This window comes from Streptomyces sp. NPDC041796 (genome assembly GCF_055590785.1).
Map to the genome: position 1 here is coordinate 48,430 of NZ_JBVJAH010000015.1, position 11,964 is coordinate 60,393.

An 11,964-nucleotide genomic window follows, 5' to 3' on the forward strand; every position below is an offset into this window, starting at 1 on the left:
CCCCGTCCCCACATCGGACCAACCCCCCGAGCGGCACCTCATTCCCCCTCCTGCGGGGGGGAGCGTGCGGGGGGATGCCCCCCCCCCCCCCCGGGGGGCCCCCCCTTCCCGTACGTGGACCGTGTACGGACCGTACGTGGAGACGTGTACGTCAGTGGCCGGCGTCGTGCGACGCGGAGGCGGAGTCCGTCGGGGCCTCCGGCGCCTCGTCGCCCTCGTTCGGGGCGTCCGGCGCGGCCGGGGAGCCGCTGGGGCTGCCGGTCGGGGCGCCCGACGGCGGCGCGGGCGGGACGGACGTCGGGGGCTTCTGCTCCGCCGGCTTCTGCGGCACCACCTCGGGGCCGTAGCCCGCGAAGTAGCTGGTCGCCGGGACGACGAAGGCCCGGAGCTTGACGTCGCCCGTCTCGCTGAGCTTGAAGACGACGTCCTGGACGTCGCCGTTCTTCGCCGCCTCACGGCCCTGCTCGATGACCGCCGACGCGTTGCCCTTGCCGCCGATCAGGACCGAGCCGCCCGCGGGGACGGTGATGGGGCCGGAGCCGCCCGCGCCGGTGAGCTTGACCGGGAGCTTCGAGCCGGGCAGCTCGATCGCCTCCAGCGTCTCCGCCTTGGCGCCGTTGTTGAAGAGCATCGCCGAGACGACGGCGGGGCCCTCCGCGTCGATCTTCGGCTGCGTGATCACCACCGCGTTCTGGACCTTGACGGTGCCGACCGAGGTGGCGGCGTTGTCCGGCTTGACGCCGAGGGTCTGGGCGTCGTTGCCCGCACCGCAGGCGGAGAGCGAGGCGATCGAGAACACGATGGCGGTGGCGGCGAGGGCGCCGCGTCGAAGGCTGCGGCTCACGGCGGCGGCAACTCCTAGGACGTACGGACGGAGGGACGGGCACGGTCTGGTGGTACCGGGGTCCGGCCGATCCCGGGGCCCGTTCGTGAGAATGGACCAAAGGATCAGTCGGCGCGCTCAGGTTACCGACCCCTCCACCCCGCCCCGCACCCGACCCGCCCCAGTCCCGTCCCGGGGTCGGCGCCCGGGGGCCGGGCTTCCGCCGTCCCGGCAGTTCGATCCGCGTTCACATAACCGCTCTTGATCAATTCCGGGGCGGTCCTGCATTCCTTGCGAAAAGCCCGCGTGATCACGCCCGGCGGTCAACGCACGCCCCGCGGTCGTCAATTTCGACAAACGCCCGGGACCACCGTCCGTACGAGTGAGCGGCGGCCGAACGGAGTACGGGAAGTTCACCTCAGGGAACCCGACAAACCGGGACGATTCACCTCTCCGGACCACTCGTCGAGGGGTGTGACGTGCTCGTTTCAGTCCGCCCGCGCAGCCGCTCCGACCTGCGAATACCCCCTTCCGGAAGCCCTCCGCAGCACGTTCGTGTTGCTGTTGTCAAGCCCCGAGATATGCCCTGACCTGCGAAAACGCCATTCAGAAGAAGCCGTATCCGTGTTACCCTGGATAGCCACGGAAGGGGTACCTGTCACATGACGTTCAAGGTTGGCGACACCGTGGTCTATCCCCATCACGGGGCCGCGCTGATCGAGGCCATCGAAACTCGCCAGATCAAAGGCGTGGACAAGACCTACTTGGTGCTCAAGGTCGCCCAGGGCGACTTGACGGTTCGTGTGCCAGCGGACAATGCGGAGTTCGTCGGCGTGCGCGATGTGGTCGGTCAGGACGGACTGGACCGGGTCTTCGAGGTGCTCCGCGCACCATACGCCGAAGAGCCGACGAACTGGTCCCGTCGCTACAAGGCAAATCTCGAGAAGCTCGCCTCCGGCGATGTCATCAAGGTCGCCGAAGTGGTGCGTGACCTGTGGCGCCGTGAGCGTGAGCGCGGTCTCTCCGCCGGAGAGAAGCGCATGCTCGCCAAGGCGCGCCAGATCCTGGTCAGCGAGCTCGCCCTCGCTGAGAACACCAACGAAGACAAGGCCGAGGCCCTGCTCGACGAGGTCCTCGCGTCCTGACGCGTAACGCGTAGCTGATGTGAAGCGATGCCGCGGTGCCCGCTGACATGCTGTGACAGACAGCTTCGTCGCCGGGCGCTGCGGCATGTCCGGCTCCAGCCGGCTTCCCGCCGCGTGTACTCCCGCCCGGACCTGTCCGGTGAGAGACCTGAGGCGCAGCTCACTCGACCGGGGTCACGGAAGGGTCCGGTCAAGGCGTTGCGCCGCCCCGCAGAGGCCATACCCAGATGGGCCGAGTCAACAAACCTGCCGGAGTGCAACCGATGTCAGACGCAAGCCCCCCCGCCCGCACCGCCGCGGTGATCCCCGCCGCGGGTCGTGGTGTACGACTCGGCCCGGGCGCCCCCAAAGCGCTCCGCGCGCTGAACGGGACGCCCATGCTCATCCACGCGGTCCGCGCCATGGCCGCCTCGCGCGCGGTCTCGCTCGTCGTGGTCGTCGCACCGCCCGACGGCGCACCCGAGGTCAAGAACCTCCTCGACGCGCACGCGCTCCCCGAGAGGACCGACTACCTCGTCGTACCCGGCGGCGAGACCCGCCAGCAGTCCGTCCGCCTCGGCCTGGCCGCGCTGCCCGACGACATCACCACCGTCCTCGTCCACGACGCGGCCCGCCCCCTCGTGCCCGTCGACACCGTCGACGCGGTCATCGAGGCCGTCCGCGACGGCGCCGTGGCCGTCGTGCCCGCCGTGCCGCTCGCCGACACCGTCAAGCAGGTCGACCCGCGCGAGAAGGGCGAGCCCGAGCCGGTCCTCGCCACCCCCGACCGCGCCACCCTCCGCGCCGTCCAGACCCCGCAGGGCTTCGCCCGCGACACCCTGGTGCGCGCCCACACCACCGTCACCGACACCGTCACCGACGACGCCGGCATGGTGGAGCGGCTCGGCGAGCCGGTCGTCGTCGTGCCGGGCCACGAGGAGGCGTTCAAGGTGACCCGCCCGCTCGACCTCGTGCTCGCCGAGGCGGTACTCGCCCGGAGGAGGGCCAACGATGGCTTCTAGCCTGCCGAGCGTCGGCATCGGCACCGACGTCCACGCCTTCGAACACGGGCGGGAACTGTGGTGTGCCGGCCTCCTCTGGGAGGGCGAGGAGTACGGGCTCGCCGGGCACTCCGACGGCGACGTCGCCGCCCACGCCGCCTGCGACGCGCTGTTCTCCGCCGCCGGCATCGGCGACCTCGGCGCCCACTTCGGCACCTCCCGCCCCGAGTGGTCCGGCGCCTCCGGTGTGACGCTCCTCGCCGAAGCCGCCCGCATCGTCCGCGCCGAGGGCTTCGAGATCGGCAACATCGCCGTCCAGGTCATCGGCGTACGCCCGAAGATCGGCAAGCGGCGCGACGAGGCCCAGAAGGCGCTGAGCGCGGCCGCCGGCGCACCCGTGTCGGTGTCCGGCACGACCACGGACGGTCTCGGACTGACCGGCCGCGCGGAGGGCCTCGCCGCCATCGCGACCGCACTACTGGTCCGTAACGCCTGAGCCGTACGGGCACGGGGCACTGGCACCGGCCCACTACCCTGGAGTGGTGACTATTCGTCTGTACGACACCAGCGCCCGGCAGATCCGCGACTTCACCCCGCTCACGCCGGGCTGCGTCTCGATCTACCTGTGTGGTGCCACCGTGCAGGCCGCCCCGCACATCGGGCACATCCGGTCGGGACTGAACTTCGACATCATGCGCCGCTGGTTCGCCCACCGCGGCTATGACGTGACGTTCATCCGCAACGTCACGGACATCGACGACAAAATCATCGCCAAGTCCGCCGACCAGGGCCGCCCCTGGTGGTCGATCGGGTACGAGAACGAGCGCGCGTTCAACGACGGCTACGAGGCCCTCGGCTGCCTCCCGCCCACCTACGAACCGCGCGCCACCGGCCACGTCCCCGAGATGATCGAGATGATGCGCGGCCTCATCGAGCGCGGGCACGCCTACGTCGCCGACGGCAGCGTCTACTTCGACGTCCGTTCCTTCCCCGAGTACCTGTCGCTGTCCAACCAGGACATCGACGACCTGCGGCAGCCCGACGAGGGTGTCGCCGGCAAGCGCGACCCGCGCGACTTCGCCATGTGGAAGGCCACCAAGCCCGGCGAGCCCGACTGGGAGACGCCGTGGGGCCGCGGCCGCCCCGGCTGGCACCTGGAGTGCTCCGCCATGGCGCACAAGTACCTCGGCTCCGCCTTCGACATCCACGGCGGCGGCCTCGACCTGGTCTTCCCGCACCACGAGAACGAGATCGCCCAGGCCAAGGCGTTCGGCGACGAGTTCGCCCGCTACTGGGTGCACAACGCCTGGGTCACCATGAGCGGCGAGAAGATGTCCAAGTCGCTCGGCAACTCGGTGCTGGTCTCCGAGATGGTCAAGCAGTGGCGCCCCATCGTCCTGCGCTACTACCTGGGCACCCCGCACTACCGGTCGATGATCGAGTACAGCGAGGAGGCCCTGCGCGAGGCCGAGTCCGCCTTCGCCCGCATCGAGGGCTTCGTCCAGCGCGTCGTCGAGAAGGCCGGGCCCGTCGAGCCGGCCGCCGACGTCCCGCCTGCCTTCGCCGAGGCGATGGACGACGACCTGGGCGTCCCGCAGGCGCTCGCGATCGTCCACACCACCGTCCGGCAGGGCAACAGCGCGCTGGCCGCCGACGACAAGGAGGCCGCCGTCGCGCGCCTCGCCGAGGTCCGTGCCATGCTCGGCGTCCTCGGCCTGGACCCGCTCGACCCGCACTGGGCGGGCGAGACCGACCGCGGCGAGGACCTCCACGGCGTCGTCGACAGCCTCGTACGCATGGTCCTCGACCAGCGCGAGGCCGCCCGGGCGCGCAAGGACTGGGGCACGGCGGACGCGATCCGTGACCAGCTCGGCCAGTCCGGACTCGTCATCGAGGACAGCCCCGACGGGCCGCGCTGGACGCTCGGCGCGCGCTGAGCCCCGCGCTGGCACACTTCATATACACGTACGTACGCATCATCGACGAAGCAGGTAAGTCATGGCCGGGAACAGCCAGCGCAGGAACCGCCGCACGTCCAACAAGAAGGGCGCGACGGTCGGCAGCGGTGGCCAGCGGCGCCGGGGCCTCGAGGGCAAGGGCCCCACGCCGCCCGCGTCCGCCCGCAAGGGCCATGTGAAGAACCGCGTCGCCAACGCCAAGGCCAAGCAGGCGCACCGTCGCCAGGTCGCCCGGCGCGGCGGCAAGGGCCTGTCCGAGATGGTCGTCGGCCGCAACCCCGTCTTCGAGGCGCTGCGCGACGGCGTCCCCGCGACGACGCTGTACGTCCAGCAGTTCATCGACAACGACGAGCGGGTGCGCGACGCGCTCAAGCTCGCGGCCGACCGCGGCGGCATCAACCTCATGGAGGCCCCCCGCCCCGAGCTCGACCGGATGACCAACGGCCTCAACCACCAGGGCCTCGTCCTCCAGGTCCCGCCCTACGAGTACGCCCACCCCGAGGACCTGGCCGCGGTCGCCTTCGACAACGGCGAGGACCCGCTGATCGTCGCCCTCGACGGCGTCACCGACCCGCGCAACCTCGGCGCGGTCGTCCGTTCCGTCTCCGCGTTCGGCGGCCACGGCGTGGTCGTGCCGGAGCGCCGCGCGGCCGGAATGACCGCCGGTGCCTGGAAGACCGCCGCGGGCACCGCCGCCCGCACCCCCGTCGCCCGCGCCACCAACCTCACCCGCGCCCTGGAGGCCTACCAGAAGGCCGGCATCACCGTCGTGGGCCTGGCCGCCGACGGTGACATGGAGGTCGGCGAGCTGGAGGCCCTCGGCGGCCCGGTCGTCATCGTCGTCGGCAGCGAGGGCAAGGGCCTGTCCCGCCTCGTCGGCGAGACGTGCGACCACCTCGTCCGCATCCCCATGCCGGGCGGCGCCGAGTCCCTCAACGCGGGCGTCGCCGCCGGTGTGGTGCTGTACGAGGCGGCCCGCCGCCGCGCGTGACGCCCGGCCGCGCGTGACGCCCCGGAGGCCCGACGTGCCGAGGGGGCCGGCACTGCGCCCCTGAAACGCGTGATCCCGAGACCCGTCATGATCTTGACGGGTCTCGGACATTTCCCGGCCGTCAAGGCAGTGTCCTAAACCCACGTCACTCGGTTAGATGAGTGTGGACACCAGAACGCCCCGGCCCGGTTTCGACGATCAGCCTGCGCTGAGCATGGTCAAGGTGGATTGCGATCCCGCGCAGGTCATCGTGAACCACGCCAGTTTCCGTGTGCAGCTCGCCCCGGCGAACAAGTCCCGGCCGGCAGACCCCGCCCGCGTGCCCGCCATGAGCGGCGCCTCCGCCAGCGGCGGCGCGACGACCCGGCGCCGCGCGCCCGTCGTATGGAGCGGCAAGTCCTCGCCCGGTGACCCCGGCGCGACCGGGCTCCTCCAGGCCGTGCGGGAATCGACCGCCCTCGGCACGCTCGACGGCGGCGCCACCCAGGTCATCCCGCGCGTCGACCTCACCGACGACACCATGCCGACCCCGGTCGTCGGCGCCCAGCGCGGCCCCGACGCGCCGCCGCTCCTGCCGCCCATGCGCCGCGCGGTCGGCGCCTACGACGACCAGCCCGACACGTACGCCGACACCTACGCCGACACGTACGCCGGTCCCTACGGGAGCGACACCGACCGCGCCGAGCGCGCCGACGACCGCGCCGACGACCGTCCCGTGGACGGGGCGTACACCGGACCGGCCCACCGGCACGCGTACTACCCCGGCCGCCGGATGAACCTCGGCGTCGTCCTGCTCCCGCTGCGCGTGTTCCTCGGCTTCATCTCCATCTACGCCGGCATGGGCAAGCTCTGCGACCCCGTCTACTTCGACGGCGGCGAACGCGGCTCCATGGTGAAGTGGCTCACGTCCCTCCACCCGTGGGCCCTGGCGGAGCCGCTGCGCGACTTCGCCCTCGCCCACCCCGTCGGCGCCGGCCTCACCGTCGCCTTCGCCCAGGTCATCGTCGGCGTCCTGACCGTACTGGGCCTCTGGCAGCGGGTCGCCGCCGTGTTCGGGGTGATGCTCTCCGCCGCGCTGATCCTCACCGTCAGCTGGAAGACCGTCCCCGTCTACGACGCGCCCGACTTCATCTACCTCGCCGCCTGGTCACCACTGATCATCGCCGGCGCGCCCGTCTACTCCATCGACGGACGCCTCGCCGGTGAGGCCTGGCGCACTCTCGGCCCCCGCTCGGCGCTGTGGGACCTGCGCCGCCGGGTACTGCGGCGCGGCGTGCTCGTCGCCACCGTCGTGGTCGGCCTGACCCTGCTCATCGGCTCGGTGCTCGGCGGGGCCGTACGCTCCACGGAGATGGTCACCGTCCCCGGGCCGAACGACGACCCCACCAACCACCTGCCCGGCCGGCCGCTCCCCGAGGAGCCCGGCGAGCAGTCCCCGTCCGCCCGCGAGTCCTCCCGGCGCCCCGAGCCCTCCGCGTCCGCGACCGCCGGACCGACCGCCGAGGAGGAGGAGTCCTCCCCGGCCGAGACGGCCGGCGTCGGCGAGGAGGAGCGCATCGAGGAGGAGCGGCCCACCGCCTCGCAGGGCACCGGCCAGCAGCCTCCGGAGCAGTCCGAGCCCGTGCCCCCGCCGTCCTCCAGCGCCGGCCCGACCTCCACGGGCGGTAACGGCAGCGGTGGCGGCACCGGCGGTGACGGGGGTGACGACGGCGGTACGGGCGGCGGCTCCGGCGGCAGCGACGGCGGCTCGTCCACCGGCGGCAACCGCAACCCGATCGGCGGCCTGCTCGGCTGACGTACACACACAGGAGGGGCGGTCACCGCGCACGGTGACCGCCCCTCTCCCGTGCCCGGGTCAGGAGGCGGCGAGCTCCTTCGCCGCCTCCTGGAGGTCCTTGGCGGTGTCGATGGCCCGCCAGTACGCCCCCTGCGGCAGCGGAAAGCCCGCCAGACGCCGCTCACGGGCCAGCCGGGGAAACGTCGTTCGCTCGTGGTCCCCGCGGTCGGGCAGCGCGTCCGTGAAGGCGGGGGAGAAGACGTACACGCCCGCGTTGATGAGGTACGGGGACGGCGGCGACTCGATGAAGTCGGTGATGTGCCCGAAGGTGTCCGTCTCGACGGCCCCCCAGGGGATACGGGGACGGGCCAGGGCGAGTGTCGCGGTGGCATCGCGCTCGGCATGGAACGCGGCCATCTCACGCAGCGAGAAACGGGTCCAGATGTCACCGTTCGTGGCGTACCACGGCTCGTCGGGCTTCGGCAGGCGCGCGGCCGCGTACTTGAGGCCGCCGCCACGGCCCAGCGGCTCCGGCTCCACGACAGTGGTGACCCGCAAGGGCAGTTCGGCGGTCGCCAGCCACTGCTGGAGCACCTCGGCGAGGTGGCCGCAGGAGACGACGGCGTCGGTCACGCCCTCGGCGGCCAGCCAGGAAAGCTGATGGCCGATGATCGGGGTCCCGGTTCCCGGGATCTCGACCATCGGCTTGGGGCGGTCGTCGGTGTACGGGCGCAGTCGTGAACCCTGGCCGCCCGCCAGGACCACGGCCTGCGTCGGAGAGGTGTGCATACCGCGCACGATAGGCGCACCTCGGTGCCGGCGATACGCCTCAGCTCTCGTGGGCGACGCCGGTGGCGTAGGACGTGTCGCACACGGGGCGGGAATACGTCTGGGCGCGTACGGGACCGTAGTGCTGGACGGCGGCACGGCCGAGGGCGCGGGCGATCGACATGCAGTGCTTGGCGAGCGACGGGCGCTCCTCCACGGTGCGCTGGAGGTGCGTGAGGGCGACACCCGGGTCCTTCTCCTGAAGCTCTGCGAGGAGCTTGTCGCGGAGAATATCCTGAGGTGCGCGGGACTTGGCCCGTACCGAGACGTTCTCCGACGACGCGGTGAGCATCTGGGTCTGGGAGGTGCTGCCCGCCCACGGGACACTGGTGACCGCGAGAGTTCCGGAGAGCACCAGGACGACGGGCAGGACGAGGGCGAGAGAGCGGCCGATTCGGCGTGCGGTGTGGGTCACGGACGTGAGCGTAGCGGCCAGTGATGATTTGGAGACATTTAGTCACCCCCACGGGGGATGGTTCGATGCTCCTTTTCGAATTGCCCGTTGACGAACAGGGTCCGAATTGACCCGTCTGCCGGGGTATTTGTCGACATCCCGGAGGGGTACGCCAACGGCCCCACACCGAAGTACGGGGCCGTGCGGGCGTTTTGCGGTGTCAGCGGCTGAGGCGCTCACCGGTGGAGGTCGAGAACACGTGGATCTCGTCCGGGCGCGGCACGACGTGCAGCACGGAGCCCTTCTCCGGGATGGAACGGCCGCCGACGCGGACCACCAGGTCCTTGTCCTCGCCGCCGACGCGGGCGGAGCCGTACACGTACCCGTCGGCGCCGAGCTCCTCGACGACGTTGACCGACACGGCCAGGCCCTGGTCGCTCTCCGCGCCCGCCACGTCGAAGTGCTCGGGGCGGACACCGACCGTCACCGTCGTGTCGCCCTTGTCGGCCGCCGCGGACAGCGCCTCACGCGACACCGGCACGACGCTGTTGCCGAACTTCACGCCGCCGTCGGTGATCGGGACCTCGACCAGGTTCATGGCGGGGGAGCCGATGAAACCGGCGACGAAGAGGTTCGCCGGACGGTCGTACATGTTGCGCGGGGTGTCGACCTGCTGGAGCAGACCGTCCTTGAGCACCGCGACCCGGTCACCCATGGTGAGGGCCTCGACCTGGTCGTGCGTGACGTACACGGTCGTGATGCCGAGCCGGCGCTGGAGGCTCGCGATCTGCGTACGGGTGGACACACGGAGCTTGGCGTCGAGGTTCGACAGCGGCTCGTCCATGAGGAACACCTGCGGCTCACGCACGATGGCGCGGCCCATCGCCACACGCTGACGCTGACCGCCGGAGAGCGCCTTCGGCTTGCGGTCCAGGTACTCGGTGAGGTCGAGGATCTTCGCCGCCTCCTCGACCTTCTTGCGGATCTCCGCCTTGTTCACGCCGGCGATCTTGAGCGCGAAGCCCATGTTGTCGGCGACGGTCATGTGCGGGTACAGCGCGTAGTTCTGGAACACCATGGCGATGTCCCGGTCCTTCGGCGGCAGGTGCGTGACGTCGCGGTCACCGATGCGGATGGCACCGCCGTTGACGTCCTCCAGGCCGGCGAGCATGCGCAGCGAGGTGGACTTGCCGCAGCCGGAGGGGCCGACGAGGACGAGGAACTCGCCGTCGGCGATCTCGATCTCCAGCTGGTCGACGGCGGGCTTGGTACCACCCGGGTAGATCCGGGTCGCCTTGTCGAACGTGACAGAAGCCATGGTGATGCAGTCCCTTCACCGGCAGGAACGTGCCGGACGATCCGAGTAAAGGAATGGAAGTGGTCTGGTCCACGCGAGTGAACCCCGGGTGACGCTACCTGGCCGGGCGGCATCTGTCAGCAGTCGCCGGGCGGCGAAATTTTCGGCCGGAGGCGGCTGGGGTCCGGTTACACTCGTGCGCAGTGCCTCCTTAGCTCAGCTGGCCAGAGCACCGCTCTTGTAAAGCGGGGGTCGTCGGTTCGAACCCGACAGGGGGCTCCAGTACACGATGAGCAGGGCCCCGGACGACATGCGTCCGGGGCCTTTGTCGTGTGTCGCGGTGGGGTCAGTGGCGGCCGGAGACGCGGTCGGCGAGGGTGGCGATGCGGTCGGTGGCGGGGGTGTGGGTGGTGGCTTCGCGGCGGTCGGCGGCGCGGTAGGCGGTGTAAAGGGTGTGGACGCCGAGCCAGCGGAGGGGCTCGGGCTCCCAGGGGCGGACCTTGTGGTTGACCCAGGGGAGGGTGGTGAGGTCGGTGGGGCCGGACTGGCCGGAGTCCTGTTGGATCAGGTCGCGGAGGGTGCGGGCGGCGAGGTTGGCGGTGGCGACGCCGGAGCCGACGTAGCCGCCGGCCCAGCCGAGGCCGGTGGAGCGGTCGAGGGTGACGGTGGCGCACCAGTCGCGGGGGACGCCGAGGACGCCGGACCAGGCGTGGGCGATGCCGGTGCCGGCGAGCTGGGGGAAGAGGCGGATGAGGATCTCGCGGAGGGCGTCGACGGTGGCGGGCTGGGTGCGGCCGTCGTTGTCGGTGCGGGAGCCGAAGCGGTAGGGGACGCCTCGGCCGCCGAGGGCGATGCGGTCGTCGGCGGTGCGCTGGGCGTACATGTAGGCGTGTGCCATGTCGCCGAGGGTTTCGCGGCCGGTCCAGCCGATGGCGTCCCAGAGGTCCTGGGGGAGCGGCTCGGTGGCGATCATGGAGGAGTTCATGGGGAGCCAGGTGCGTTTGTGGCCCTTGATGCTCGCGGTGAACCCTTCGGTGCAGCGGAGGATGTAGGGGGCGCGGACCGTGCCGTACGGGGTGGTGGCGTGCTTGGGCTTGATCCCGGTGACCGGGGTCGACTCGTGGATGGTGACGCCGAGGGCTTCGACGGTGGCGGCGAGGCCCTTGAGGAGTTTGACCGGGTGGATGCGGGCGCCGTGGGGTGTCCAGGTGGAGCCGACGGCTCCGGTGACGCGGACGCGGTCGGCGGTCTCACGGGCGCCGAGCAGTTGGCGGCCGGTTTCGCCGAAGGCGACCTCGACGGAGTGGTACGCCTTGAGGCGGGCCAACTGGGCCGGGGTGTAGGCGATCTCGAGAACACCGCCCTGGTGGATGTCGGCGTCGATGTTCTCGGCGGACGCGGTGGTGACGACTTCGGCGACGGTGTCGTTCATGGCCTGCTGGAGGCGTACGGCGGCTTCGTGGCCGTGTGCCTTGGCGTAGCGGTCGCGGCCGGCGATGCCGTTGTAGAGCCAGCCACCGTTACGGCCGGAAGCGCCGTAGCCGCAGAACTTCCCTTCCAGGACGATGATGTTGAGGAAGGGAACGGCCTTCTTGAGGTAGTACGCGGTCCACAGGCCGGTGTAGCCGCCGCCGACGATGCAGACGTCGGCCGTGGTGTCGCCGGGGAGGGGTTCCCGCGGTGCGGGTGTGCCTTCCTGTGCGTACCAGAACGATATGCCGCCGTTGACGGTGCTCATGTGGTTCCTCGGGTCCATCGCCAGTGAGTGGGT

At 71.1% G+C, this 11,964-nt stretch carries 11 protein-coding genes and 1 tRNA gene; 7 read left to right on the forward strand and 5 right to left on the reverse strand.

What is annotated here, in order from left to right; genetic code table 11:
- Nucleotides 1–151: 151 nt before the first annotated feature.
- Nucleotides 152–844 carry a DUF461 domain-containing protein gene (locus tag ACZ6C1_RS27440; protein WP_469244195.1) on the reverse strand — a complete coding sequence of 231 codons (693 nt, stop codon included), beginning with the start codon at nucleotides 842–844 and terminating at the stop codon, nucleotides 152–154.
- Between the two features lie 641 nt (nucleotides 845–1,485).
- Here ACZ6C1_RS27440 and ACZ6C1_RS27445 point away from each other — a divergent pair.
- The 6 genes from ACZ6C1_RS27445 (at nucleotide 1,486) to ACZ6C1_RS27470 (ending at nucleotide 7,692) form a co-directional block, all read left to right on the forward strand.
- Nucleotides 1,486–1,968, forward strand: a complete 483-nt coding sequence (locus tag ACZ6C1_RS27445) for a CarD family transcriptional regulator (protein WP_003953493.1) — start codon at nucleotides 1,486–1,488, stop codon at nucleotides 1,966–1,968.
- Nucleotides 1,969–2,231: 263 nt separating this feature from the next.
- On the forward strand, nucleotides 2,232–2,969 hold the full coding sequence (gene ispD, locus ACZ6C1_RS27450) for a 2-C-methyl-D-erythritol 4-phosphate cytidylyltransferase (protein WP_469244197.1): 738 nt from the start codon (nucleotides 2,232–2,234) through the stop codon (nucleotides 2,967–2,969).
- Complete coding sequence (gene ispF / locus ACZ6C1_RS27455; protein ID WP_469244199.1) at nucleotides 2,959–3,444, forward strand: 2-C-methyl-D-erythritol 2,4-cyclodiphosphate synthase; 486 nt, start codon at nucleotides 2,959–2,961, stop codon at nucleotides 3,442–3,444. Before ispD ends, ispF begins: the two co-directional genes overlap by 11 nt.
- A gap of 46 nt (nucleotides 3,445–3,490) precedes the next feature.
- Complete coding sequence (gene cysS, locus ACZ6C1_RS27460) at nucleotides 3,491–4,885, forward strand: cysteine--tRNA ligase (RefSeq protein ID WP_469244201.1); 1,395 nt, start codon at nucleotides 3,491–3,493, stop codon at nucleotides 4,883–4,885.
- A gap of 61 nt (nucleotides 4,886–4,946) precedes the next feature.
- Nucleotides 4,947–5,897, forward strand: a complete 951-nt coding sequence (gene rlmB / locus ACZ6C1_RS27465; protein ID WP_469244203.1) for a 23S rRNA (guanosine(2251)-2'-O)-methyltransferase RlmB — start codon at nucleotides 4,947–4,949, stop codon at nucleotides 5,895–5,897.
- Between the two features lie 157 nt (nucleotides 5,898–6,054).
- Nucleotides 6,055–7,692 carry a DoxX family protein gene (locus ACZ6C1_RS27470; protein WP_469244205.1) on the forward strand — a complete coding sequence of 546 codons (1,638 nt, stop codon included), beginning with the start codon at nucleotides 6,055–6,057 and terminating at the stop codon, nucleotides 7,690–7,692.
- A gap of 60 nt (nucleotides 7,693–7,752) precedes the next feature.
- Here the strand turns inward: ACZ6C1_RS27470 and ACZ6C1_RS27475 are convergent, their stop codons facing one another.
- The 3 genes from ACZ6C1_RS27475 to ACZ6C1_RS27485 all read right to left on the reverse strand — a co-directional run bounded on the left by ACZ6C1_RS27475 (nucleotide 7,753) and on the right by ACZ6C1_RS27485 (nucleotide 10,214).
- Nucleotides 7,753–8,463 (reverse strand): nucleotidyltransferase family protein, encoded by a 711-nt coding sequence (locus ACZ6C1_RS27475; RefSeq protein ID WP_469244207.1) that lies wholly within the window; start codon nucleotides 8,461–8,463, stop codon nucleotides 7,753–7,755.
- Between the two features lie 40 nt (nucleotides 8,464–8,503).
- Nucleotides 8,504–8,917, reverse strand: coding sequence for a hypothetical protein (locus tag ACZ6C1_RS27480; RefSeq protein WP_469244208.1), 414 nt, complete (start codon nucleotides 8,915–8,917; stop codon nucleotides 8,504–8,506).
- 199 nt (nucleotides 8,918–9,116) lie between these two features.
- Entirely contained in the window at nucleotides 9,117–10,214 is a 1,098-nt protein-coding gene (locus tag ACZ6C1_RS27485; protein WP_469244210.1) for an ABC transporter ATP-binding protein, read from the reverse strand.
- 184 nt (nucleotides 10,215–10,398) lie between these two features.
- On the opposite strand from ACZ6C1_RS27485, the gene ACZ6C1_RS27490 reads away from it, so the two are divergent.
- Nucleotides 10,399–10,475: transfer RNA gene (locus ACZ6C1_RS27490), tRNA-Thr, on the forward strand.
- Nucleotides 10,476–10,539: 64 nt separating this feature from the next.
- Here the strand turns inward: ACZ6C1_RS27490 and ACZ6C1_RS27495 are convergent.
- Entirely contained in the window at nucleotides 10,540–11,931 is a 1,392-nt protein-coding gene (locus ACZ6C1_RS27495; protein ID WP_469244212.1) for an NAD(P)/FAD-dependent oxidoreductase, read from the reverse strand.
- Nucleotides 11,932–11,964: the final 33 nt, after the last annotated feature.

Coding starts and splice junctions, on each gene's coding strand:
- ispD (WP_469244197.1), top strand. CDS start 2,232: ATGTCAGACGCAAGCCCCCCCGCCCGCACCGCCGCGGTGATCCCCGCC.
- ispF (WP_469244199.1), top strand. CDS start 2,959: ATGGCTTCTAGCCTGCCGAGCGTCGGCATCGGCACCGACGTCCACGCC.
- ACZ6C1_RS27470 (WP_469244205.1), top strand. CDS start 6,055: ATGAGTGTGGACACCAGAACGCCCCGGCCCGGTTTCGACGATCAGCCT.
- ACZ6C1_RS27475 (WP_469244207.1), bottom strand. CDS start 8,463: ATGCACACCTCTCCGACGCAGGCCGTGGTCCTGGCGGGCGGCCAGGGT.
- rlmB (WP_469244203.1), top strand. CDS start 4,947: ATGGCCGGGAACAGCCAGCGCAGGAACCGCCGCACGTCCAACAAGAAG.
- ACZ6C1_RS27445 (WP_003953493.1), top strand. CDS start 1,486: ATGACGTTCAAGGTTGGCGACACCGTGGTCTATCCCCATCACGGGGCC.
- ACZ6C1_RS27485 (WP_469244210.1), bottom strand. CDS start 10,214: ATGGCTTCTGTCACGTTCGACAAGGCGACCCGGATCTACCCGGGTGGT.
- ACZ6C1_RS27495 (WP_469244212.1), bottom strand. CDS start 11,931: ATGAGCACCGTCAACGGCGGCATATCGTTCTGGTACGCACAGGAAGGC.